Origin of the sequence: Actinoplanes rectilineatus, from assembly GCF_000962825.1 — a bacterium.
In the GTDB taxonomy this organism is placed as follows: Bacteria; Actinomycetota; Actinomycetes; order Mycobacteriales; family Micromonosporaceae; genus Actinoplanes; species Actinoplanes rectilineatus.
In genome coordinates this window covers 1-23,413 of sequence record NZ_JZKF01000065.1, presented here as the reverse complement: position 1 = coordinate 23,413, position 23,413 = coordinate 1, and the positions used below count along the sequence as shown (strand labels likewise).

Genomic DNA, 23,413 nt, shown 5'->3' with positions numbered 1-23,413 from the left:
GGTCATGCCTGATCTGCTGAGTCACCGCGAGACCGAGCCGGCCGAGGAGCCGGCCCGGTTCAACCGTCGCAAGATGGTGCGCTGGATGACCATCCTGATCATCGGCACCGCGGCGATGGTGGCCCTGTGGGCCGACCCGCTCTATCCGAACGTCACGCCGTAGCCGTGTAAGCGTCGATCTCGGCGGTCAGCGCGGCCTTGCCGGCCGTGGGCAGGAAGCTGTGGCTCACGGCGGCGCGGGCCAGGTCGGCCACTCCGGCCCGGTCCAGCTTCAGCAGGCGGGCCGCGGTGGCGTACTCCTGCTCCAGGGTGGTGCCGAACATCGGCGGGTCATCCGAGTTGACGCTGATCGGCACGCCGGCGGCGACGAGCCTCGCGATCGGGTGCTCGTCGAGGTCGGCCACCGCCCGGGTGCGCAGGTTGGAGGTCGGGCACACCTCCAGGGGGATGCCGTTCTCGGCCAGGTACGCCATCAGACGCTCGTCCTGGGCCGCCGAGATGCCGTGCCCGATCCGTTCGGCACCGAGTTCCCGGATCGCATCCCAGATGGTCTCCGGTCCGGTGGTCTCGCCGGCGTGCGGCACGCTGTGCAGCCCGGCCGCCCGCGCCTTGTCGAAGTACGGCTTGAACTGCGGCCGCGGCACCCCGATCTCCGGCCCGCCGAGTCCGAAACTGATCAGAGAATCCGGGCGGTCCTCGAGGGCGATCCGCAGCGTCTCCTCGGCTGCGGCGAGTCCCGCCTCGCCCGGGATGTCGAAACACCAGCGCATGTCCACCCCGAAGTCGCGGGCCGCGCTCACCCGGGCGTCCTCGATCGCCTCGCAGAACGCCGGTGACGGGATGCCCCGTCGCACACTGGAGTACGGCGTGACGGTCAGTTCCGCGTACCGCACCTGCTGACGACCCAGCTCCCGGCCGATCTCGTACGTCAGCAGGCGCACGTCACCGGCGTCGCGGATCAGGTCCACGACACTCAGGTAGACGTCGATGAAGTGGGCGAAGTCGCGGAACTCGAAGTATTTCGCGAGCTGCTCCGGGTCGGCCGGCACCGGGGTGCTGCCCTCGTGCCGGGCGGCCAGTTCGGCCACGATCCGCGGCGACGCCGAACCCACATGGTGGACGTGCAGCTCGGCCTTCGGCAGGCCGGCGATGAACGAGTCCAGATCGGTCACAACACTGCTCCTCAAGAGATCACGAAACCCGTGCCACGACGAAGATACGGCGAAACGGGAGGGCGACGAGGCCGTCCCCGGCGGTATGGGTGGCGGCGATCCGTTCGCCCAGCTCGGCACGGAAGGCGGTCCACGCCTCGTCGTCGAGGGCGGCACGGACCGGGCGCAGCGCGGTGCCCTCCATCCAGCGCAGCACCGGGTGGTCCGGTCCGTCGTCCGGGAGCAGGTGCAGGTAGGTGGTCTCCCAGGCGTTCACGGTCGCCCCGGCGGCGGTCAGCAGGGCCGCATAGTCCTCGGGGTCGTCGACCGGGTTCGCGCGCACCACGCCGGCCAGCCGGTCCGCGTAGGGCGCCTCGCCGGCCAGGTCGCGCAGGGCACGGTGGCCGGGGCTGTCGAAGTTGCCGGGGACCTGCATCGCGATCCAGGCGCCGGAGATGAGTTCGCCGGCCCAGCGGACGAGCAGCTCACGGTGCTCCGGAACCCACTGCAGGGCGGCGTTGGTGACGATCACGTCGACGTCCGGTTCCGGGTGCCAGTCGGCGATCCCGCCGAGCTCGAAGCCGACCGGGCCGCCTTGGGCGGTGGCTTTGCCGATCATCTCCGGCGAGTTGTCGATCCCGGTCACCCGGGCTAGCGGCCACCGCTCGGCGAGCGTCCGGGTCAGGTCGCCGGGTCCGCAGCCGAGGTCGGCGACGGCCCGCGGATATCGGGCGCCGATCTGGGCGACCAGGTCGAAGAACGGGCGGGAACGTTCGGCGCCGAAGCGTCCGTACAGCGCGGGATCCCACATGGCGCCTCCTGCTTCTTTAAAACCGTACGTGCGTACTGTTTCAACCTACCAGGCGGGCGGTAGGGTCTCGACGTGGAAAATCGCAGCTTTCGGAGGATGGGACGGTCGGCCGGTGTGGTCGGCCTCGGCGCGTGGCAGCTCGGCGCCGACTGGGGTGAGGTCAGCGAGGAGGACGCGCACGCCACCCTGCAGGCGGCCGTGGACGCCGGCGTCACGTTCATCGACACCGCCGACGTCTACGGCGACGGCCGCAGCGAGCAGATCGTCGGCTCCTTCGTCAAGGACAAGCCCGGCCTGACCGTGGTCACCAAGATGGGCCGCCGCCTGCCGCAGGAGCCGGCCAACTACCACCTGGACAACTTCCGGGCCTGGACCGACCGCTCCCGCCAGAACCTCGGCGTGGACACCCTGGAGCTGGTGCAGCTGCACTGCCCGCCCACCCCGGTGTTCTCCTCGGACGAGGTGTTCGACTCCCTGGACACCCTGGTGCAGGAGAAGCGCATCGCGGCGTACGGCGTGAGCGTCGAGAAGGTCGAGGAGGCCCTGGCCGCCATCGCCCGTCCCGGGGTGGCCAGCGTGCAGATCATCCTGAACGCGTTCCGCCTCAAGCCGCTGGAGCGGGTGCTGCCGGCCGCCGCGGAGGCCGGTGTCGGCATCATCGCCCGGGTCCCGCTCGCCAGTGGCCTGCTCTCCGGCCGCTACGACGAGAACACCACGTTCTCCGCGGACGACCACCGCAACTACAACCGGCAGGGCGAGGCGTTCGACGTCGGCGAGACGTTCTCCGGTGTGGACTTCCGGACCGGACTGGAGGCGGTCTCCCGGCTGCGCCCGCTCGTTCCGGCCGGCGCCACCATGGCGCAGTTCGCACTCCGCTGGATCATCGACCAGCCCGGCGTCACCGTGGTCATCCCGGGTGCCCGTAACCCGGAACAGGCGCGTGCCAACGCGGCCGCCGCCGATCTTCCGCCGATCTCGGCGGAAAGCCGAGAAATGATCGCTGCGACCTACGATGAGCTGATTCGCCCCCAGGTGCACGACAAATGGTGAACAATGAAAACGAGACGCCGCGTTTACGAGGCTGGCTTCCGATGTCACTCGGTCTGCTGGCACTCGTGGTGGGCGCGGTGTGGACGCTTCAGGGATTGAACTACCTCACCGACAGTCTTCTGCACGGTGAGATCGTGATGGCGGCGGCCGGTGGCGGGTCGGCCGTTGCCGGACTCGTTCTCATAGTCATCGGGATGCGCCGCCGGACAGCCGCTCGTGAGGCTTCCGCGGCCCTGCCCTGAACGCCCGGCGCTTCGGAAGAAGCTGCGCTGACGCTTCAGGAAAGGCCGCGCTGACGCTTCAGGAGAAGCTGCACTGACGCTCCAGTAGAGGCATGCACCGACGCTTCAGGAGAAGCTGCGCTGACGACGAAAGAGGCCCCGCACCCTCGACGAGGTTGCGGGGCCACGGTCGGGCCGACCTCCGCCAGGCGGTCGGCGTGCCGGTCTCACGACCGGCGGATAAGGTCTCAGAGCGGGCGAACCTGCTCCGCCTGCGGGCCCTTCTGGCCCTGGGCGATCTCGAACTCCACCCGCTGGTTCTCCTCCAGAGTGCGGTAACCACTGCTCTGGATGGCCGAGAAGTGGACGAACACGTCAGCACCCCCGCCGTCGACGGTGATGAAGCCGAAGCCCTTGTCTGCGTTGAACCACTTCACGGTTCCTTGCGCCATGCTGAACTCTCCTTCTGAAAATGCCGGCCCGCAGAACCACGGCAGCGGAACGCGGGGCCGATGACCGTTTTCGAGCAGCGGCGCCGCGAGGCGGCCCTTTCAGAGGACGTCCCCTCCACTCGAACCACTTGACACCTGGCATCCCACCCGGGAGGGAACCGGTGCCCCGCAGTCAAGCGGAAGCAGCGAACCACGTACGCAAAAACTGGGCACACTGTACCCGAAAAACGGCCTGCAAAGCTGCCCCTCGAAGGAATCCAACAATGGGTGACCGATATGGAAAAGGTCCCCCACTTCGTGACCACGAAGCGGGGGACCGGCAAGACTCCTGTCGATACACAAGATGATCTAGTCGGGCCACTGTCCGGTCAGTTTGCGGGTCCCGATGTTGCCACCACGTTGGACCGCGGCCCGGACGAGCGAGAAGATCGCACCCTGTAACGCCGCGGCGGCGAGGACCTCGCCCCAGCCGCGTTCCTCGTCGTTCGCATCCGGCGCGTCACCCTCGCCGGCGACGAGCTTCCACGCCTCCTTGAAGACGAGCCCGGCCACCGCGCCGGCCGCGAAGCCGAGCGCCATGTTCACCGGCTTCATCGCAGTCTTCTGAATACGCCCCGCCATCAACGCCTCCCCCGCACGATCAGAATCACCCCGGCGACGGCCGCCAGGCCGGCGACCACCAGCACCATCGGCAACGGGTTCGCGCGTACCTCGGTGGAGGCACGCCGGGTGACCGCCGACGCCTGGGTGAGCACCCGCTGCCGGGTCTGTTCCACCTGTTCCCGGGCGCGCGCCTTGACGTCCGCGCGGGCCGCCAGGGCCTGCACGGTCTGGCCCAGCTCGGCCCGGGTCTGCCTGATCTCCTCGCGCAGCGCCACCAGATCGGGTTTCGCCGCGGAGCCGTTGTTGTCCGTCATGCCCGGCTACGCTCCTTGACCGCGTGTTTGACCTCGTCCACATCCGCCTTGACGCTCTGGATCGCGGACTGCGGCTCGGGCGGGACCGCCCGGCTCAGCTGCCCCTTGCCCAGCAGTGCCAGCACCCCGGCGACTCCGAAGATCACGACGGTGACGATCAGGGCGGCGAGCCAGAGCGGCAGGATCAGGTCGAGCGCGATGACCACGGTGGCGATGAGAGCGCCCACGCCGTACGCGGCAAGCACGCCCGCGCCGCCGAACAGACCCGCACCGATCCCGGCGCGTTTGCCCTTCTCGGCCAGTTCCGCCTTGGCCAGGGTCATCTCGTCCCGGACCAGGCGGCTCAGCTGCTCGCTCGCGCGTTGCACCAGTTCCGCGGTGGACTGCTCGGCGATCGGCCGGGCCGGAACCTCGTGCGCCACATCGGCCATCGTGTCCCCCTCTCCGTTGGCACGGTGTATGCCCTGATCACACTCCACTCAATCCTGGATGCACCACGGAAGAGACGGTAAGCCGTCAGTTGCGGGCCGGTTCGGGTTCCGGCCCACTGAACGCGGCTCCACGGGCCTCGCCGTCGTCGCCGCCGCCGAACACCCGGGCCGCGTCCGAGTTGGCGTCCAGGTCCGCGTGGTGCAGGGGACGCGAGTTCACCGGCCGCGGGTCGCGCAGCTTGTCGCCCACCTCGGCACGCAGACGCGGCAGGGCGGCACGCTGGTTCTCCCAGATCCACGAGACCAGTCCCTCCCGGACCAGGCAGCGCAGGTCCCAGAGGGCCGCCGCGTCGGCCGCGCTGACCAGCGCCCGCAGCCGGATCCGGCCGTCGGTCGCCTCGGTCACCTGCAGCACGCAGACCCGTTTGTCCCACAGGTCGGAGCTTTCACATACCCGCTGCAACTCGCCGCGGAGCGCGTCGACCGGGGTGGACCAGTCCACGTCGATCTCGGCCGTACCGAGCACCGCCGAGGTGGTCCGGGTCCAGTTCTGGAACGGCTTGGTGGTGAAGTACGAGGTCGGCAGGATCAGCCGCCGGTCGTCCCAGATCTGCACCACGACGACGGTCAGGGTGATCTCCTCGATCCGGCCCCACTCCTGCTCCACCACGACCACGTCGTCCACCCGGATCGCGTCGCTGAACGCGAGCTGGATGCCGGCGAACACGTTGCCGAGGGTGGTCTGGGCGGCCAGTGCCGCGACGGCGCTGATCAGTCCGGCCGAGGCGAGCAGGCTCGCGCCGACCGCCCGGACCCCCGGGAAGGTCATCAGCATGATCCCGGCCGTGATCACCACGATCGCGGCCACGGTGACCCGGCGCAGCATCACCACCTGGGTCTTGATCCGTCGCCGGCGCCGGTTGTCCGGCACGTCGGTACGCCAGCGGGCCAGCGCCACGTCCTCGAGGACCAGCGACAGCGCGCCGATCAGCCACGCGAACGCGGCGATGCAGAACAGGACCAGGCCGTGCATGACGCCGGCCCGGCCGGGGAAGTCTCCGGCGTACACCCGGATCGCCTGTTGCGCGGCGAGAAGGATGACGGCGGTGAGAAACGGTCTGTGTATCGTCTTCGCCAGGTCCGCTGCCAGCACGGACGTCCGTCCGGCTCGTTTCATCAGCCGGTGGATCACCTCGACGAGGACGATCGCCGCGGCGGCCGCCACTACCACGGCGACCACGGCAGTCATGACGTCGGACACGAACTTACCTCCACGATCGGTGCTCGTTGCCGACGTTCCACGTTGCCCATCAGAGGCGGCGGAAACACCGGTGGCGGCAGATGTCGGAGAAACCTCACACCTGCCGCCTCGGCCGGACCGTGGTACCGAAAGGTCAGATCTTGCGGTATTTCGCCTGGGCGATGCAGTAGACGCCGAAGGCCGCGATGCCGGCCGCGATCAGCGCCAGCACCCAGACGCCCCAGGAGTACCCCGCCAGCGTCTTGAGCGCCGCGTCCAGGCCACGGGCCTTGTCCGGGTCGTAGTTCAGCGCGGCGCTGACGACCAGCAGACCGGCGATCGCGTACGCGGTGCCCTTGGCCATGTAACCGGCCATGCCCAGCCGGATGATCGGCTTGCGGGTGCCGGCCTGCATCTCCTGGGTGTTCAGGTGCTTGGTGAACTTCCGCTTGTAACCGTAGTACGCCATGCCGACGCCGACGCCGAGGACGACCAGGCCGATCACGCCGACCAGCAGACGGCCGCCGCTGGAATCCATCAGCTTCGCGGTCATGCTCTCGTTGCTGTCGCCCATCGAGGAGCCGGCGCCCTGGACGATCTTGATCGCGTTCCAGGCCAGGTAGGTGTAGAGGACGGCGCGGACGCCGGAGAGGACCCGCTCGGCCATCGCGGTGCGGTCCTGCGGGCCGCTCTCACCGATGGCTGCCTCGAAGGCCTGCCAGATCGCCATCGCCCCCAGGCCGACGGCGATGACGATCAGCAGGGTCTTGCCGAAGGACTGCTGGGCGATGGTCTGCAGTGCCCCGGACTGGTCGCTGTCCTGGCCGGAGCCGCCGAAGGCGACCTGCAGCGCGATCCAGGCGAAGAGCAGGTGGATGATGCCGTAGCCGATGAAGCCGCCCCGGGCGAGGTACTCCAGTGGCTTACTCTCGGCCGCGCGCGACGCGGTGTTCTTGACGTTCGAAGCTGCGGTGGACATGGCCCTCATGTCACCGAAAGCGACGTTCGTCAAACGTCGTGTGTCAGCGCCGGTGATGTGCTATCGCTCGTGTCCGGTCAGCGGGAGACCTCGATCTGGATCTGGTCCTGCGTCACGCTCTCCAGCTGGACCTGGAGCCCGGCCACCTCGGTGGCGGCTCCGCCGGTCGTGAGGCTCACCTGTTCGCCGGCGACGTCCAGGGTCACCGAGTTGTCGTCGGCGCTGACGAACTTGGCCTCCACACCGAGGACGCTCACACTCGCGTTGGTCTCGCGGGCGATGGAGACGGTGCATTGGTCGAGGCCGCAGCTGACGTCGTCACCGCATGCGGTGAGCAGCGCTAGGCCGAGGGTGGCCGAGGCGAGTGCGGCGGCCAGACGCGGTCGGGGCTTGAAGATCAACACCCTTATCAGGGTACGCGGTGAGCACAACCCTAAGCTGTGCCGGATGAGCGACTACCAAGTGCTGGACAACGCCGCCGAGCACCGCTTCGAGCTGGTCGTGGACGGGGAGGTCGGCGCTCTGGCCACCTATCACGTCCGCGACGGGGTCCTGATCATCCTGCACACCGAGACGGCCCCGGAGAAACGTGGCCAGGGCCTCGCCGGCAGACTCGCCGCGGGCACCCTGGAGATCATCCGCGGTCGCGGGCAGAAGGTCGTGCCCGCCTGCCCGTACTTCGCCCGGTACATCGAGGAGTACCCGCAGTACGCCGACCTGGTCGCCCGTTCCTGACGGACCGGGGCCCACATCGAAGTGGGAGACGGGCGGCGACGTGGCCCGGCCGCCCACTTCGATACAACCCCTAGGCGGCCAGCGGCTGGGGCGCGGGCACCGGCGATCCGGCGATGATCTCGGCGGCCGCCCGGCCCAGCGCCCTGGTCGCGCCGTGCGTGGCGATGTGCACGCCACCGAGCACGGTCACCGGGATGCCCATCTCCACCACGATCGCGTCCGGTCGCCGGTGCAGGACCCCCGCCAGGACCGCCGCGATCCACGGGTGCCGGTGCACGTCGCGGACCACCAGCACCAGTGGGCGCTCGCCGCCGCCGGCCAGCACCCGGCCGGCCGGGTCGGCCAGGCCGGCCAGGTCCGCCTCGTCGAACCGGACCGCCGTGGTGCCAGGCAGCAGCTCGGCCAGCGGCGCCCCGATCCCCCACGGCGTCTCGCTGCCGATCGCGATGTTGCGTTCCGGCGCGAACTCGACCACGTGCGGCGCCCCGGACAGCGGCAGCGCGGGCCCGGCCGGCGTGCTGGTGACCAGCACCGCGCGCCGGGCCGCCGCGAACCCGATCGTCGACCCCAGCACCGCCACACCGGTCCGCGCCGCGTCGGCCACCGCCCGCGCGCCGGTCTCGCGCTGCCGGGCGGTCGTCCAGGCACCGAGCGCACGAACCCGGTCCACCGCGTCGCGCAGCCGGTCCTCGCTCAGCTCCCCGGACCGGACCGCGGCCACGATCGCGTCACGCAGCTCGATCGCGGTCCGCTCGTCGTCGTATCCACCGCCGACACAGATCGCGTCGGCGCCCGCGGCCAGGGCCCGGACGGTCGCGCCGGCCAGCCCGTACTTACGGCTGACCCCGCGCATCTCGATGCCGTCCGTGACGATCAGGCCGTCGAAGCCCAGTTCCCCGCGCAGCAGCCCGGTCAGGATCCGCGGGCTCAGCGTGGCCGGCAGCTCCGGGTCGTACGCCGGGACCACCAGGTGGCCGGTCATCACCGAACGGGCGCCGGCCCCGATGGCGGCCCGGAACGGGACCAGCTCGCACGCGTCCAGCTCGTCCAGGCTGCGGGCGATCACCGGCACGTCGTGGTGCGAGTCGACGCTGGTGTCGCCGTGTCCCGGGAAGTGTTTGGCGCAGCCGGCCACCCCGGCCGACTGCAGGCCGCGCAGGAAGGCGGCGGTGTGCCGGGCCACCAGGTGCGGCTCGGCGCCGAACGAGCGGACGCCGATCACCGGGTTGCCGGGGTTGTTGTTGACGTCGGCGTCCGGCGCGTAGTTCAGCGTGATGCCGGCGTCGGCCAGTTCGCGGCCGAGGTCCCGGGCGACCGCCTCGGTCAGCTCCGGGTCGTCGATGGCGCCGAGGGCCAGGTTGCCCGGGCGGGAGCTGCCGTGACGGGACTCGAACCGGGTGACGTCACCGGCCTCCTCGTCGATCGCGACGATCACGTCCGGGTTCTCCGCGCGCAGCTGGGCGGTGAGGGCCGCGATCTGGGCGGGCGACTCCACGTTGCGGGCGAACAGGGCCACCCCGCCGAGACCCGAGCCGAGCCACCGGCGGACCCAGTCGGGCGCGGACGTGCCGACGAATCCCGGTTGCAGGACCGCGGCGGCGAGTTCCGGCAATTCGCCGTGAAGGGACATTCCCCCGTACCTCCGATGCATTCACGTACACCTATGTGAACGTTCTCCCTCGTCCGGGGACCAATGCTCACACCCGATCCGCTTTTAGTCAACAAACCTTTCTATTAGCTGTGACTGATCCCGGTACGATGTCGGCGTGTCCCTCACACCACTGGCACAGGCCACCGTCGACTGGTCGGAGATCCACGCGGTCCGCCTCCTCGGCGTGGCCCTCGCCGTGCTGTTCCTGCTCTGGGCCATCCGCCGCATGTTCGGCGGCAAATAGGGGTACCGAGGGCCCACCCCGTACATCCCCACACCGATCGGACGGCACCGCCTCGATGATGAAGCTCCCCATCTACGGCCCCCGTCTGCGCCGTGTCGCCCGCACCCACTTCGGATGGCGCAAACTGCGCCCCGGCCAGTTCAAGCCGATGCGCGCCGTGCTGCGCCGCAAGGACGCACTGGTGGTGCTCCCGACCGGCGCCGGCAAATCGGCGATCTACCAGATCCCGGCCGTACTGCTGCCCGGCCCGACCGTGGTGATCTCGCCACTGCTCGCCCTGCAGCAGGACCAGATCGCCGCCCTCAACGAGCGCGACGACTCCAAGATCCGGGCCGTCCGGATCAGCTCCGCGGAGACCCCCCGGGAGCAGCGCGAGGCACTCGAGGCGCTGCGCAACGGCGAGGCCGAGTTCCTCTTCATCACCCCCGAGCAGCTCAGCGACCCGGAACGGGTGGCCGAGGTCCGCGCCCTCCAGCCCGGACTCGTCGCCGTCGACGAGGCACACTGCATCTCCGCGTGGGGCCACGACTTCCGCCCGGACTACCTGTCGCTCGGCGAGATGATCAAGCAGATCGGCCGGCCGCCGATCCTGGCACTCACCGCCACCGCGTCCCCGCCGGTCCGCGACGACATCATCGCCCGGCTGCGCCTCAACAAGCCCGAGATCCACGTGTCCGGACTGGACCGCAGCAACCTCTTCCTCGAGGTGGCGTACTGCCCCGACGAGGACTACCGGTGGCGGCGCCTGACCGGCATGCTCGACGAGGAGCAGCGGCCCGGCATCATCTACGTCGCCACCCGCCGCGCCGCCGAGGAACTCTCCGAACGCCTCACCGACGCCGGCTACCCGGCCGCCTACTACCACGGCGGCATGCCCGCCGGCCTGCGCGAACAACGCCACGAGGACTTCACCAACGACAAGATCGACATCATGGTGGCGACGTCCGCGTTCGGCATGGGCATCGACAAGCCGAACATCCGCTGGGTCGCCCACATGGCCCTGCCCGACTCCCCGGACAGCTACTTCCAGGAGATCGGCCGCGCCGGCCGCGACGGCAACCCGGGCCGCACCGTGCTGCTCTGGCGCTCCGAGGACGAGGCCATCCAGCGCTTCTTCCAAGGCGGCGGCCCCGACGTCGAGGAACTCACCCGGCTCGCCGGCGAACTGCACAAGGGACCGCTCTCCAAGACCGCCCTGCAGAAGGAGACCGGACTGGGCCCCCGCAAACTCGGCCAATACCTCGGCCTGCTGGAACAGGTCGGCGCGGTCCGCACCGGCACCGGCAACAAACTGTCCGTCCCGCCCGGCGCCCCGATGCCCGCCGAGGCCGCCCAGGCCGCCGCCGACGAGTACGAACGCCAGCAGGTGGTGATCCGCTCCCGGACCGACATGATGCGCGGGTTCGCCCAGTCCCGCCAGTGCCGCACCGAGACCCTGCTCGCCTACTTCGGCGAAGACCTGAAGCACCCGTGCGGCCACTGCGACAACTGCGCCGACGGCACCGCCCACGAGGTCGCCGAGGCGGAGGCCGCCGCCGACACCCCGTTCCCGGTCCACTGCCAGGTCCGCCACGGCGAGTGGGGCACCGGCACCGTGATGAACTACGAGGAGGACAAGATGACCATCCTCTTCGACGAGGTCGGCTACAAGACCCTGTCCGTCCCGGTCGTCGTCGAGAAGGAGTTGCTGGTCGCCGTCGAGCCGGCTCGCTGACCGGTGGTCCTCCCCATCGGACCGGCATCACCGCTGTGAGCAGTGGCGGAACACCCGGGTTCCGGCCACGGCGAAGCACCGGCCACGAGCCCACCCCCGCCTCAATCGCGGCCGGGCGGGGCGAGGTGGGCGCGCTCGCCCTGCGGGCCGAACAGGGTCAGCAGTTCGGCGGGTTGTGGACCGGCACTGCCGATCCAGTGCGGGGTACGGGTGTCGAACTCGGCCGCCTCGCCGGGACCCAGCAGGTACTCCTGGTCGCCGAGCACGAACCGGACGGCGCCGTTCAGCACGTAGAACCACTCGTACCCGTCATGGGTCTGCAGGTGGTTCGCGGGTGATCTGCCCGCCGGCGGGTAGATCACCTTGTAGGCCTGGACGCCACCGGGTCGGCGGGTCAGCGGCACCACGGTCAGGCCGGAGCGCTGCACCGGGCGCAGGTGGATCCGCGGGTCGCCGGTCGGGGGCGCGGCGACCAGGTCGTCGAGCGGCACGCCGTGCGCCCGGGCCAGCGGCAGCAGTTGTTCCAGGGTCGGGCGCAGCCGGCCGGTCTCCAGGCGGGACAGCGTGCTCGCGGTCAGGCCGGTCTCGGCGGCGAGGGCGGCCAGCGAGACGCCGCGGGTCTGGCGCAGGGCTCGCAGGCGCGGCCCGACGGCGGCGATGACGTCTTCTTCGTCGCTGGTCACGACCCCTATCGTGCGGATCCGCAACGTTTCTTGCAAGGCGGGAAGGGTGGCTCGCATGCTGCGGGGGTGACGAACGATCCCGCCTCCTTCTGGGAGGACCTCTACCGCGGCCGGCCCGCGGACGCCTCGCGGGTCAACCCGCTGCTCGCCGAGACCGCGGAGCGGCTGAGTCCCGGCCGGGCTCTGGATCTGGGCTGCGGCCCGGGCGGCGACGCCCTCTGGCTGGCCCGCCGCGGCTGGCGGGTCACCGCGGTGGACATCTCCCGCACCGCCGTCGACCGGGTGATCGCGCAGGCCCGGGACGCCGGTCTCGGCGAGTTGGTCGCCGGCGAGCGGCACGACCTGGCCGAGACGTTCCCGGCCGGGGAGTACGACCTGATCTCCGCGCAGTACCTGCAGACCCCGTTCGCCCTGGACCGGGCCCGGGTGCTGCGGGCCGCCGCGCAGGCCCTGGCGCCGGGCGGCCGGCTCCTGGTCGTCGACCACGGCTCGATCGCGCCCTGGTCCTGGAACCAGGATCAGGGCACCCGGTTCCCCACGCCCGAGGAGGTCGCTGGTGAACTGGCCCTCGACCCGGAGGGCTGGTCCGTCGTCCGCGCCGACCGGCCGCAACGGACGGCGACCGGGCCCGGTGGTCAGAGCGCCACCGTCACCGATCATGTGCTGCTGATCCAGCGTGCCGCGGCGAAGCCCGCCCCGAGGAGGGCCCGCAGACGCAGGGACACCGGGCCGGCCTGGACCGGCCCGGACGAGAGGTCCACTCTGGTGGGTTTCCTCGGCTACCTGCGTACGGCGATCGCCGAGAAGGTGTCCGGCGTGCCGGAACCCCAGGTTCGCACACCCGGCGTGGACTCCGGCACCAACCTGCTCGGTCTGGTCAAGCATCTGACCGCGGTGGAACGGTTCTACTTCCTCGAGGAGCCGATCACCGACCTGCGCCGGACTTTCCGGCCCACCGCCGGGGAGACCGTGGAGAGTCTGCTGGCCGCTTACCGGGAGACGACGGCCCGCGCCGATGAGGTCGTCGCCGGCTGGACCGACCTGGCCGGGCCCGCGCCACGGCCGCCGGGCCGCTCGCTGCCGCCGACGCGACGCTGGGTGCTCACCCACATGATCGAGGAGACCGCCCGCCACGCCGGTCACGCCGACATCCTCCGTGAACAGATCGACGGCACCACCGGGCGTTAGACCTGTGTCGAAGTGGTGGCGGAGTGAGGCGTGGCCCCACTTCGACACAGCCTAGGCGGACACCGGGCCGGTGGAGTCGCGGATGATCAGCTGGTGTCCGGTGGGGCGCTTGCGCGGGCGGGCTCCCCGCGGTTTGAGGGCCATCTCCAGCGCCATCCGGCCCATCTCGGTCATCGGCAGGCGGATGGTGGTCAGGCTCGGGGAGAGGTCGGCCGCGACCGACACGTCGTCGAAGCCGACGACGGACATCCGCTGCGGGACCGGGATGCCGCGTTCGCGCAGGGCGGCCAGGACGCCCATCGCCATCGCGTCGTTCAGCGCGACGATGGCCGTCACCGACGGGTGCTCGCGCAGGATGCGGTCGGTGGCGACCCGGCCGCCCTCACGTACAAAATCAGTGTAGATAACCGAGATATCGGATAAAGCCATTTGATACGCCGGCAGCGCCGACGCGAATCCGGCCAACCTGTCGGCGATCGTGTTCAGCGCGGGCGTTCCCGCTATCACCGCGATCCGGCGGTGCCCCAGACCCAGCAGGTGATCGGCCAGGGCCCGGCCACCGTCCACGTTGTCCGGCAGCACCGCGTCGGCGCCGAGCGCGTGCCGGCCGATCACCGCCACCCGGCCGCCGGCCCGCTGGTAGGCGGCCAGCACGTCACGGGCCTCCGCCTCGGCGCGCGGGTCGCCGTACCCGGAGCCGGCCACGATCAGCACCGCGACCCGCTGGGCGATCAGGTTGCGGATCTGGCGCAGCTCGTGACCCGGGTCGCGGCCGGAGTGGCAGATCTGGACGAGCAGGCCCTGTTCGTCGGCGAGTTTGATGACGCCGCCGGCGATCTCCGAGAAGTACGGGTCGTCGACCTGGTGCACGATCAGGCCGACGGTGGTGCTGGAACCGCCGGCGAGGGTGCGGGCGAACGGGTTCGCCACGTAGCCGAGCTCCTCGGAGACCCGGCGGACCCGGTCGGCGACCTCGGCGCTGACGCCGTCGCGGCCGGCGAGCGCGCGGGACGCGGTGGCGAGCGAGACACCAGCACGTTGAGCGACGTCGATGAGGCGGAGCCCGGGTCCCGGTTTCGGCATCGTTAACTCCGGAGGTATTGCCCGTGATTGATGTCACAGCTTAGAGTACGCAAGCGCTTACGGAAGCGCTTTCGTGCTCGGTACAGAGGGGTGTCCGAGGATGTCGATCACGTCTTTCCGCGCAAGATTCTCCACCGGACTCCTGGCCACCAGCCTGATGATCTCCCTGGGCGCGTGTTCCGGAGACAGCGACGACAGTGCCGGCGACGGGCCGATCACCATAGGGATCTCCCTCCCGCTGACCGGCGACTTCGCCGAACCCGGCAAGGGCGTCCAGCAGGGCTACGAAGCCTGGGCCAAGATCGTCAACGACAACGGCGGCCTGCTCGGCCGCCAGGTCGAACTGACGATCCTGGACGACCAGTCCAATGCCGACCGGGTCGTCGCCGACTACGAGCAACTGATCGGGCAGGACCAGGTGGATCTGGTCGTCGGCCCGTTCTCCACCCGCCTGGTGGTGCCCGCCGCCCGGGTCGCCGAGGAGTACGACATGCTCTTCGTCGAACCGGCCGGGGCCGCCAAGGAGGTCTTCGAGCAGGGCTTCGAGAACCTCTTCTACGCCGCCCCCGCGGTGGCGAACGACCACTACAACCACCTGGCCGAGAAGATCCTCGCGCTGCCCGCGGACCAGAGGCCGAAGACCGCCGCGTACGCCGCGATGGACGACCCGTTCGCGCAGGGCACGGCGTACGGCCTGAAGGAGAAGCTGGAAGCCGGCGGCATCGAGACCGTGGTGGACGAGGTGTACCCGCCGAACACCACCGACTTCAGCGGGATCGCCGCGAAGATCGCCGACGCGAAGGCGGACGTGCTGGTCGGCGGTTCGCAGTACCAGGACGGCGTGAACCTGATCGTCGCCCTGCAGCAGCTCGGGTACCAGCCGAAACTGGCGGCGTTCTCCACCGCGCCGACCAACCCCGAGTTCGCCGCCGCGATCGGCGACAAGACCGAGGGCGTGCTCTCCCCCACCGGCTACAGCCAGGACGCGCCGTATCCGTCGAACTCCGAGTTCGTCGAGAAGTTCACCGCGCAGTTCGGTGTCCCGCCCGAGGAGGACCAGGCCAACGGCTACACCACCGGCCAGGTGGTGGCCGCCGCGGTGACCGCGGCCGGCTGCGCCGAGCAGGGTGAGTGCCAGCAGAAACTGATCGACTGGCTCCGGGCGAACACGGTGGAGACCGTCGTCGGCCCGCTCTCCTGGGACGAGACCGGCAAACCGAAGGGCGCACACATGATCCAGCAGTGGATCGGCGGCGACATCAAGATCGTGCTTCCGGAGGACGTCAAGGAGGCCGACTTCCTGTTCCCGAAGCCGGCCTGGTGAGGCGCGCATGCCTTCCGGCGCCCTGCTGTTCCAGAGCGTCATCCTGGGTCTGCTGCTCGGCGGTCTCTACGCCCTGCTCGCTTCGGGACTGACCCTCTACTTCGGCATCATGCGGGTCGTGATGATCGCCCATTCGGCGTTCCTGATCCTCGCCGCGTACCTCGCCTGGTGGTTGCACGAGAACATCGGGCTGGACCCGCTGCTCTCGATGATCGGCACGGTTCCGCTGTTCTTCGGCGCCGGACTGCTGCTGCAGCGGGGCCTGCTGTCCCGGCTGCGCCCGGCCACCCTGACGATGATGTCGGTGCTGCTCACCTTCGCGGTGGCGCTGCTCGTCGAGGGCCTGCTGGGCTACGCCTTCTCCGGTACGCAACGCCGCATCAACCTCGGCTACGGCTCGGCCGGCCTGGACCTGTTCGGGGCCCGGATCGCCGTGGTCAAACTGATCGCGTTCGGTCTGGCGGTGGTCGCGCTCGGCACGCTCTGGCTGCTGATGAAGCGGACCCGGTTCGGCTGGGCGCTGCGAGCGACCATCCAGCACCGGGACGCGGCCCGGCTGCTCGGCATCGACACCGAACGGGTGGCCGGTTACGGCTTCGGCCTGGGGCTGGCCACCGCGGCGATCGGCGGGACCGCGCTGTCGCTGGACACCACGATCTATCCGTCGCTGCACTGGCACTGGATCGGCCCGCTGATGGCGATCATCGTGGTCGGCGGGCTGGGCAGTGTGCCCGGCGCGGCCATCGCCGCGTTACTGCTCGGACTGGCGCAGAGCCTGCTGCAGATCCCGATGGGCACCACCTGGGCGCAGACGATCTTCTATCTGGCGCTCTTCGTCACCCTCGCATTCCGGCCACAGGGATTCTTCGGAGGCCGCCTTGCCCAGCGTTTCTAGAGTCCTCAAGATCGCCGCGATCGTGCTGGTCGCGGCCGCGATCCTGGCCTTCCCGAGCCTCGCGCCGAACCCGTACGTGCTGTCCGCCGGTGTGCTGGTGCTCAACTACGCGGTACTCGCCACCTCGTGGAACTTCGTCGGCGGCTTCACCGGGTACATCTCGCTCGGGCACGGCGCGCTGGCCGGACTGGGCGGTTACGCCACCGGTCTGCTGGTGGTCAAGGGCGGCCTTCCGGCCTTCGCCGCCCTGCTGGTGGGCGCCGCGCTGGTCGCCGCGGTCGCGGTCCCGGTCGGCTTCGCCGCTCTTCGGGTACGCGGGGCGAGCTTCGTGATCGTGTCGATAGCCCTCGTGTTGATCCTGCTGCTGGTCTTCCAGAGTTGGGCGTCGTTCACCGGCGGATCCCGTGGCCTGGTGGTACCCCGTCCGTTCGACCTGAGCCGGCCGGAGCATCACCGGGTCTTCTACTACCTGTTCGCCGGCCTGCTCGCCGTGGCGCTGCTGGTCTGGTGGCTGATCGACCGGTCGGTGTTCGGGCTGGGCCTCAAGTCGATCCGCGAGGACGAGGACAAGGCGGAGGCTCTGGGGACGGCGACTTTCGCGTACAAGCTGATGGTCTTCGTCGTTTCTGCGGGTTTCACCGCGCTGGCCGGTGGTCTGTACGCGCTCTGGTTCGGCGACCTCGACCCGGTGTTCCAGTTCTCCATCCTCACCGGCTCCTACCTGGTGCTGATGGCGCTGCTCGGCGGGGTCCGCCAGCTGTTCGGACCGCTGACCGGCGCGATCATCGTGGGCGTCGCCCTGGAGTACTTCAAGGTCGAATACGGCGACACGCCCCTGCACCTGGTCGCCACCGGTCTGCTGCTGGCCCTGGTGGTGCTGTTCATGCCGGACGGGGTGCTGCCCGCGATCGGCGACCTGATCAGGCGGTTCACCCCCGGCGACCGGACGTCGATCCGTGAGGTGAGCGCCGCCGAACTGCGCGACCAGCGCCTGCAGAACGCGGGAGGCACCCGATGACGCTGACCGTCACCGACCTGCGGAAATCCTTCGGCGGCGTCACCGCGCTGGACGGCGCGACGGTGGCCTTCCAGCCCGGCCGGATCAACGCGCTGATCGGGCCGAACGGCTCCGGCAAGACGACCTTCTTCAACTGCGTCACCGGCATGATCAAGGCGGATTCCGGCACGGTCGTCCACCGGGGCCGGGACCTCACCGGTAAGGCGCCGCACACGATCGCCCGCAACGGGCTGGGCCGGACCTTCCAGCTGTGCCGCACGTTCCCCCGGATGACGGCTGTGGAGAACGTGCTCGCCGCCGTACCCCCCAAGGGCTTGATCTCGGGTTTGCGCAGCGCGCGGCGGCGCGAGGAGACCGACCGGGCGATGGGCTGGCTGACCCGCCTCGGCATCGAGCATCTGGCCCACGCGGAGGCCCGCGACATGTCCTGGGGCCAGCAGAAACTGCTCGAACTGGCCGGCGTGCTGATGGCGGAGCCGCAGACGGTACTCCTGGACGAGCCGGCCGGCGGGGTCAACCCGGCGCTGCTGGACCGGATCGGCGCACTGGTCCGCGAGCTGAACGCGGAGGGCCGCACCTTCGTGATCGTCGAACACAACATGGACCTGGTGATGAGCATCAGCGATCACATCGTGGTCTTCGACCGGGGACGGCCGATCGCCGAGGGCCCGCCCGCCGCCATCCGCACCGACGAACGCGTTCTGGGGGCCTACCTTGGCGTCTGAGCTGTCCCTCACCGACGTGGTCGCGGGTTACGGGCGCGCGGCACCGGTCCTGCGCGGCTTCGACGTCGAGGTCCCGGCCGGCAAGATCGTCTGCCTGGTCGGGCCGAACGGCGCCGGCAAGTCCACCGTGCTCAAGGTCGCCGCCGGCCTGCTCGCCCCGCGCGAGGGCGCGATCCGGATCGGCGACCGCGAGGTGACCCGGCAGGGTCCGCAGGCCCGGCTGGCCGCCGGGGTGTCGCTGGTGCTGCAGGGGCACAGCGTCTTCCGCGAGATGACCGTCGCGGAGAACGTGCTGCTCGGCGGCTACACGCTGCGCGACAAGGCGGTTCTGGCGAAACGCGCCGCGTTCGTCAAGGAGGTCTTCCCGGTGGTCGCCGACCGCTGGGGATCGCTCGCCGGCCTGCTCTCCGGCGGGCAGCAGAAACAGGTGGAGTTCGCCCGCTCGATGATGGTGGACCCGAAGGTCGTCCTGCTGGACGAGCCGTCGATGGGACTGGATCCGAAGGCGACGAGCACCATCTTCGACCAGGTCGTACGGATGCGTGACGCCGGCACGGCGGTCCTGCTCGTGGAGCAGAACGCCCGGCGCGCGCTGGAGACCGCCGACCTGGGGTGCGTGCTCGACCTGGGGCGCGTGCACATCTCCGGGCCGGCCCGGCGACTGCTGGCCGATCCGCAGCTCGGGGAGCTCTACCTCGGCGCATCCGCACCGTTGAAAGGTCATCCATGAGACTTGCCGTGGCTGTCTCCGTGGCACTGAGCCTGACCGTCGGCGTCGTCCCGCCGTCCCCGCGATCCGATGTGGTCGCCTACTACGATTTCGACCATCCGATGCCCGGTGATCCCGCTCGGGAACGCGACCTGGGCAGGTCCTCCACCGAGATCGAACTGATCGGCGGTGGCGCGGCGCAGCGGGTCCGGGACGCCGCGTACCCCGGTGCCGGCCGGGCCCTGCAGACCCGCCCCGGTTTCAAAGCCGGCGTCTGGTCGGCCACCGGCGTACGCACGCTGCACGCCTTCAACGCGGTTCGGGGCACGACCGTGTCGGGCTGGTTCAAGGTGTCGATGGACTCACCGGCCACCGGGTTCAGCGCGATCGGGCTGGCCGGCATCCTGAGCGGCACCTCCGACGGGCACACGGTCCGCGCCCTGATCGAGGTCATGGAGGTGGACGACACGCTGCGGCTGGTGGCCCTGGGCCGCCGGATCGACGGCGGCGCGTCACAGATCTACGCGGCGTCCGAGGACTGGCGGACGCTGCTGCCCGAGGACCGGTGGGTGCACCTGGCCGCCACGTTCGACTTCGGCACCGGGGGGATCGCGCTCTATCGCAACGGGGTGCCGATCGCCGGTGTCTACACCGAGGCCGGCGACCCGTGGCAGGTGTCCGGGCCCGGTCCGCACGTCACCAGTGCCACCGACCCGCGCGGCATCAAGATCGGTGGGAGTTTCCCGCAGAACGCCGTCGAGCGGAATCCGTGCGACTGCCGCATGGACGCGCTCACGTTCATCAGCCGGTCCCTGTCCGCCCGGGACGTGGCACGTCAGTATCACTCCTTCCTCAGACGGGGGTAATCGTGTATCGCCGCATTCTTGCCGTCCTCCTGCTATTACTGTCCACAGTGGCCTTTGCGCCCGGACGGGCCTTCGCCGCTCCGGCCGGTGATCCGATCGACGATCCGGTTCCGGTCGAGCCGGTCGCCTCGCGACTCGGACTCGTCCTCTCCGAATACGCGTCCTTCCCGCAGTCCTTCACCACACCCGCCTTCACCGACCAGCGCCTGAACCGGTGGGCGCGGATCAACACCATCTCCGAACTCCCGGACGGCTCCGGGCGGCGGGCGGTACCCGACCTGAACGGCAACCTCTACCTCGTCGAGAACGGGGTGCCGCACGTCTACCTGGACGTGGCGGCCACCTTCGCGCCGCAGTTCTTCTCCGGGCGCGGCCTCGGCCAGGGCTTCGGGTACGTGACGTTCCACCCGGACTTCGCGACCAACGGGCTGTTCTACACGATCCACACCGAGCAGGCGCCCCTGGTCTCCCTCACCCCGGACTACGAGCAGTCGTCGACCACGCTCTTCCACGGCGTGATCAACGAGTGGAAGGCGACCGACCCGGCCGCTGACACGTTCGCCGGCACCCACCGTGAGCTGCTGCGGATCGGCTTCGGCGGCCAGATCCACGGCATCCAGGAGATCAACTTCAACCCCACGGCCAAGCGTGGGTCACCGGACTTCGGCAAGCTCTACCTCGCGGTCGGCGACGGCGGCATCGGGGTACGCACGACCGACCCGCAGAACCTGTCCATCCCGCACGGCAAACTGCTCCGCATCGACCCGTCGGGATCGAACTCGCCGAACGGCAAGTACGGCATCCCGGCCGACAACCCGTTCGTCGCCCAGACCGGGGCAGCCGGCGAGATCTGGTCCTACGGATACCGCGACCCGCACCGGTTCAGCTGGGACCGGGCCACCGGCAAGCTCTACCTCGGGCACATCGGCGAGAAGTCCACCGAGTCGATCTACGAGGTCCGCAAGGGCGACAACGCGGGCTGGAGCGAACGCGAGGGCTACCTGGTCTTCGACCGCGACGCGACGAACGTCTGCGACCGGCTCTACCCCCTGCCGGCCGACGACGCCGCCAACGGATACGACTACCCGGTCGCCGTCTACGACCACAACCCGGCGCCCGGCTGGAACTGCACCGACGACGTGGGTGTCGCGGTGGCCGGCGGCTTCGTCTACCGGGGCACCGCGATCCCTGCCCTGCGCGGCAAGTACATCTTCGGCGACCTGGTGGCGGGCACGGTCTTCTACACTGAGACCAGCGAGATGAAACGGGGCGGGCCGCCGGCCACCATCCACCGGCTGCACCTGTTCACCCCGGCCGGCGAATCCGTCCGCATGCAGCAACTGTCGTCGCCCGGCGCCCCCGGCAACCCGGAACGGGTCGACCTGCGGTTCGGCACCGACAACCAGGGCGAGCTCTACATCCTGGCGAAGGCGAACGGCAAGGTGTGGAAGGTGACCGGGCTGCGCACGTTCGCGGCCGGGCCGGTCGGCACGACCCACGTCGTGGGCGGTGCGACGGCCGCCGACTGGGCGCCGGTCACCCCGTCGAAGTGGCAGTTCACCGGCGGTCAGGTCATCCTGGCCGAGGCAGGGGTGGAGCGTCCGGGTCCGCGGCGGCCGTTCGAGTACGCGGTATTGTCGCGCGGGCCGGCGTTCTCCTCGGTGCAGGTCGACGCGGACGTACGGTTGGATACGCCGGTGACCGTGCCGGACCGGGATATCATCATCGTGTTCGGATATCAGTCGGATACGCAGTTCTATTACGCGCACCTCTCCTCTGATAACACGATTTATCCGCACAACGGCATCTTCAAAGTGGACAATGCGGACCGGGTGCGGATCGATTATCAGTGGAACGGGCGGTCCCGCGGCGCCAACCCGGCGATCACCGACACCACCTGGCACCACGTGCGGGTCAAGCACCTGCCGTCGACCGGGGAGATCGCCGTCTACGTGAACGGCGACCACGACCCGATCATGACGGCGCGGGACACCACGTTCACGTCGGGACGGGTGGGATTCGGGTCGTTCGACAACATCGGGCGTACTCGCGGCTTCACCGTCACCGGCACTCCAGCGGCGTGACTCGCGGCTCCACCGTCACCGGCACTCCGGCAGCGTGACTCGCGGCCTCACCGTCACCGGCACTCCAGCAGCGTGATCTGAAGAACGGGCGTCCGCGGGGACGCCCGTTCTTCCATTTTCGGCGTCGTCCCGCGGTCAAGGCCGGCGGAACCGTTCGGCGGCACCGCCGACAATCGGTTGGCCGTGCCCGAACACCGCATTCTCGAACTCGAGCTCGGCCAGGCGGCCCAGGCTCTCCGCGGCCCGCTCAGCATCGGCGGTGGCCGGGCCGGGCGGCGGCCCGGCCAACACACCCTTGATGTGAGTGGCGGCATCCCCGGCGAACAACACCCCACCGGCACGATCCAACAGATAGGAGACGTGCCCGCGGGTACGCCCGGGAGTGTGCACGGCAACGATCCCCGGCACCACCTCACCACCGTCGCCGGTCACCAGCCGGTCGAGTTTGGTGGGTTCGGGGGTGCCGATCGCCCGGGTGACCAGCTTCGCCATGAACCCGGTCGGCCGAGCCTGCGGGATCGCCCCGGTCAGGTGCGGCGCATCAGCGGCGTGGGCGACGGCGGTGGCCCCGGCCCGCTCCCGCACCACGGCAAGACTCCCGGCATGATCCGGGTGGTGATGCGTGATCAGCACCGTGGTCACGGCATCGAGCGACCGCCCGATACTCCGCAGCGACCGTTCCAGCACCTTGACACCCTTGGGCAGCCCGGTGTCGACAAGCACCAGCCCGTCGTCGCTAACGATCACGTGCACGTTGACGTACCCGAGGGCCAGCTCATAAACCCCGTCCACCACTTCCCGCATCCACCAATCCTCCCAGCCCTCACATTCCCCGACCCCACCCCCTGATCCGCCACCCGCAGCCGAACAGGTTTCCCGGAAGGTGGCAGCGATCCCCACTCGCAGCGCGGAACGCAGTCGCTTCCCTTCGAGTACGGCACGACGGCCAGTGCACCGATGAACCCGCGGGCCGCGCACCCGATCACGCCCGCAGGCGACGCACGGGATCACACCCTCGGACGGCGCACCCGATCATGACATTGGGCGCGCTCACCACCCGAAACAGGACGGCCACCGCCCCCAACCGCATGATCGGGCGCAAACACCAACCCCACAGACGACACCCGCACCCAATCACGACACCGGGGACGCCCACCGCCGGACAGAATGGCCAACGCACCCGACCGCAACATCGGGTGCAGACACCACCCCAGGCCGACGAGCGCACCCCGGAAGCCCACA

The 23,413-nt window shown here is 69.9% G+C and carries 27 protein-coding genes and 1 pseudogene; 15 read left to right on the top strand and 13 right to left on the bottom strand.

Going from position 1 to position 23,413, the window contains the following annotated elements; genetic code table 11:
* The first annotated feature begins 4 nt into the window (after positions 1–4).
* Positions 5–163: a hypothetical protein gene (locus WH85_RS51820; RefSeq protein ID WP_169792521.1), complete on the top strand. Its 159-nt coding sequence runs from the start codon at positions 5–7 to the stop codon at positions 161–163.
* Here the strand turns inward: WH85_RS51820 and WH85_RS34000 are convergent.
* Positions 153–1,172: an adenosine deaminase gene (locus WH85_RS34000; protein WP_045746192.1), complete on the bottom strand. Its 1,020-nt coding sequence runs from the start codon at positions 1,170–1,172 to the stop codon at positions 153–155. The genes WH85_RS51820 and WH85_RS34000 overlap by 11 nt on opposite strands.
* A 19-nt stretch (positions 1,173–1,191) precedes the next feature.
* Positions 1,192–1,962, bottom strand: a complete 771-nt coding sequence (locus WH85_RS33995) for a trans-aconitate 2-methyltransferase (RefSeq protein WP_045746191.1) — start codon at positions 1,960–1,962, stop codon at positions 1,192–1,194.
* Between the two features lie 72 nt (positions 1,963–2,034).
* Here WH85_RS33995 and WH85_RS33990 point away from each other — a divergent pair, with 72 nt between their 5' ends.
* Positions 2,035–3,012, top strand: coding sequence for an aldo/keto reductase (locus WH85_RS33990; protein ID WP_045746190.1), 978 nt, complete (start codon positions 2,035–2,037; stop codon positions 3,010–3,012).
* A gap of 41 nt (positions 3,013–3,053) precedes the next feature.
* Complete coding sequence (locus WH85_RS33985; RefSeq protein ID WP_245674210.1) at positions 3,054–3,254, top strand: hypothetical protein; 201 nt, start codon at positions 3,054–3,056, stop codon at positions 3,252–3,254.
* A gap of 227 nt (positions 3,255–3,481) precedes the next feature.
* On the opposite strand, the gene WH85_RS33980 is transcribed toward WH85_RS33985, so the two are convergent.
* The 7 genes from WH85_RS33980 to WH85_RS33950 all read right to left on the bottom strand — a co-directional run bounded on the left by WH85_RS33980 (position 3,482) and on the right by WH85_RS33950 (position 7,656).
* Positions 3,482–3,685: a cold-shock protein gene (locus WH85_RS33980; RefSeq protein WP_013732668.1), complete on the bottom strand. Its 204-nt coding sequence runs from the start codon at positions 3,683–3,685 to the stop codon at positions 3,482–3,484.
* 348 nt (positions 3,686–4,033) lie between these two features.
* Complete coding sequence (locus tag WH85_RS33975) at positions 4,034–4,306, bottom strand: DUF4235 domain-containing protein (RefSeq protein ID WP_045746188.1); 273 nt, start codon at positions 4,304–4,306, stop codon at positions 4,034–4,036.
* Positions 4,306–4,602, bottom strand: coding sequence for a DUF3618 domain-containing protein (locus WH85_RS33970; protein ID WP_045746187.1), 297 nt, complete (start codon positions 4,600–4,602; stop codon positions 4,306–4,308). Before WH85_RS33970 ends, WH85_RS33975 begins: the two co-directional genes overlap by 1 nt.
* On the bottom strand, positions 4,599–5,033 hold the full coding sequence (locus WH85_RS33965) for a phage holin family protein (protein WP_045746186.1): 435 nt from the start codon (positions 5,031–5,033) through the stop codon (positions 4,599–4,601). The genes WH85_RS33970 and WH85_RS33965 overlap by 4 nt, the downstream gene beginning before the upstream one ends.
* Before the next feature lie 85 nt (positions 5,034–5,118).
* Positions 5,119–6,294, bottom strand: coding sequence for a mechanosensitive ion channel family protein (locus WH85_RS33960; RefSeq protein WP_425394681.1), 1,176 nt, complete (start codon positions 6,292–6,294; stop codon positions 5,119–5,121).
* Positions 6,295–6,427: 133 nt separating this feature from the next.
* Positions 6,428–7,252: a DUF1206 domain-containing protein gene (locus WH85_RS33955; protein ID WP_045746185.1), complete on the bottom strand. Its 825-nt coding sequence runs from the start codon at positions 7,250–7,252 to the stop codon at positions 6,428–6,430.
* Between the two features lie 77 nt (positions 7,253–7,329).
* A complete protein-coding gene (locus tag WH85_RS33950) occupies positions 7,330–7,656 on the bottom strand; it encodes a hypothetical protein (protein WP_045746184.1) in 327 nt (108 codons plus the stop codon).
* Between the two features lie 43 nt (positions 7,657–7,699).
* On the opposite strand from WH85_RS33950, the gene WH85_RS33945 reads away from it, so the two are divergent.
* Positions 7,700–7,987, top strand: a complete 288-nt coding sequence (locus WH85_RS33945) for a GNAT family N-acetyltransferase (RefSeq protein ID WP_045746183.1) — start codon at positions 7,700–7,702, stop codon at positions 7,985–7,987.
* 70 nt (positions 7,988–8,057) lie between these two features.
* Here the strand turns inward: WH85_RS33945 and WH85_RS33940 are convergent, their stop codons facing one another.
* On the bottom strand, positions 8,058–9,617 hold the full coding sequence (locus WH85_RS33940; protein ID WP_045746182.1) for a glycoside hydrolase family 3 protein: 1,560 nt from the start codon (positions 9,615–9,617) through the stop codon (positions 8,058–8,060).
* Positions 9,618–9,753: 136 nt separating this feature from the next.
* Between WH85_RS33940 and WH85_RS53860 the strand changes: the two genes are divergently transcribed.
* Both WH85_RS53860 and WH85_RS33935 read left to right on the top strand, forming a co-directional pair.
* On the top strand, positions 9,754–9,882 hold the full coding sequence (locus tag WH85_RS53860; RefSeq protein ID WP_281179112.1) for a hypothetical protein: 129 nt from the start codon (positions 9,754–9,756) through the stop codon (positions 9,880–9,882).
* 58 nt (positions 9,883–9,940) lie between these two features.
* Complete coding sequence (locus WH85_RS33935; RefSeq protein ID WP_045746216.1) at positions 9,941–11,596, top strand: RecQ family ATP-dependent DNA helicase; 1,656 nt, start codon at positions 9,941–9,943, stop codon at positions 11,594–11,596.
* A gap of 101 nt (positions 11,597–11,697) precedes the next feature.
* Here WH85_RS33935 and WH85_RS33930 read toward each other — a convergent pair whose 3' ends face one another.
* Positions 11,698–12,279: a helix-turn-helix domain-containing protein gene (locus WH85_RS33930; RefSeq protein WP_045746181.1), complete on the bottom strand. Its 582-nt coding sequence runs from the start codon at positions 12,277–12,279 to the stop codon at positions 11,698–11,700.
* 66 nt (positions 12,280–12,345) lie between these two features.
* Between WH85_RS33930 and WH85_RS52475 the strand changes: the two are divergent.
* A pseudogene (locus tag WH85_RS52475) lies at positions 12,346–12,957 on the top strand (SAM-dependent methyltransferase); the annotation flags it as partial.
* The gene (locus WH85_RS52470) at positions 12,940–13,467 is read left to right on the top strand and encodes a DinB family protein (RefSeq protein WP_342669814.1); all 528 of its coding nucleotides are present in this window, start codon (positions 12,940–12,942) and stop codon (positions 13,465–13,467) included. The pseudogene WH85_RS52475 and the gene WH85_RS52470, both read left to right, overlap by 18 nt.
* Positions 13,468–13,518: 51 nt before the next feature.
* On the opposite strand, the gene WH85_RS33920 is transcribed toward WH85_RS52470, so the two are convergent.
* Positions 13,519–14,550, bottom strand: a complete 1,032-nt coding sequence (locus tag WH85_RS33920; protein WP_045746179.1) for a LacI family DNA-binding transcriptional regulator — start codon at positions 14,548–14,550, stop codon at positions 13,519–13,521.
* 100 nt (positions 14,551–14,650) lie between these two features.
* On the opposite strand from WH85_RS33920, the gene WH85_RS33915 reads away from it, so the two are divergent.
* The 7 genes from WH85_RS33915 to WH85_RS33885 are packed head-to-tail and all read left to right on the top strand — an operon-like array spanning position 14,651 to position 22,171.
* The gene (locus tag WH85_RS33915) at positions 14,651–15,874 is read left to right on the top strand and encodes an amino acid ABC transporter substrate-binding protein (protein WP_245674209.1); all 1,224 of its coding nucleotides are present in this window, start codon (positions 14,651–14,653) and stop codon (positions 15,872–15,874) included.
* Between the two features lie 7 nt (positions 15,875–15,881).
* Positions 15,882–16,769, top strand: coding sequence for a branched-chain amino acid ABC transporter permease (locus tag WH85_RS33910; RefSeq protein ID WP_045746178.1), 888 nt, complete (start codon positions 15,882–15,884; stop codon positions 16,767–16,769).
* Positions 16,753–17,787, top strand: a complete 1,035-nt coding sequence (locus WH85_RS33905; RefSeq protein ID WP_045746177.1) for a branched-chain amino acid ABC transporter permease — start codon at positions 16,753–16,755, stop codon at positions 17,785–17,787. The genes WH85_RS33910 and WH85_RS33905 overlap by 17 nt, the downstream gene beginning before the upstream one ends.
* Complete coding sequence (locus WH85_RS33900; RefSeq protein WP_045746176.1) at positions 17,784–18,512, top strand: ABC transporter ATP-binding protein; 729 nt, start codon at positions 17,784–17,786, stop codon at positions 18,510–18,512. The genes WH85_RS33905 and WH85_RS33900 overlap by 4 nt, the downstream gene beginning before the upstream one ends.
* Positions 18,502–19,242 carry an ABC transporter ATP-binding protein gene (locus WH85_RS33895; protein WP_045746175.1) on the top strand — a complete coding sequence of 247 codons (741 nt, stop codon included), beginning with the start codon at positions 18,502–18,504 and terminating at the stop codon, positions 19,240–19,242. The genes WH85_RS33900 and WH85_RS33895 overlap by 11 nt, the downstream gene beginning before the upstream one ends.
* Before the next feature lie 8 nt (positions 19,243–19,250).
* Positions 19,251–20,087, top strand: a complete 837-nt coding sequence (locus WH85_RS33890) for a LamG domain-containing protein (RefSeq protein WP_245674208.1) — start codon at positions 19,251–19,253, stop codon at positions 20,085–20,087.
* A 47-nt stretch (positions 20,088–20,134) separates the two neighbouring features.
* Complete coding sequence (locus WH85_RS33885; protein WP_245674207.1) at positions 20,135–22,171, top strand: PQQ-dependent sugar dehydrogenase; 2,037 nt, start codon at positions 20,135–20,137, stop codon at positions 22,169–22,171.
* A 135-nt stretch (positions 22,172–22,306) separates the two neighbouring features.
* On the opposite strand, the gene WH85_RS33880 is transcribed toward WH85_RS33885, so the two are convergent.
* Positions 22,307–22,975 carry an MBL fold metallo-hydrolase gene (locus WH85_RS33880; RefSeq protein WP_045746173.1) on the bottom strand — a complete coding sequence of 223 codons (669 nt, stop codon included), beginning with the start codon at positions 22,973–22,975 and terminating at the stop codon, positions 22,307–22,309.
* Positions 22,976–23,413 lie beyond the last annotated feature (438 nt).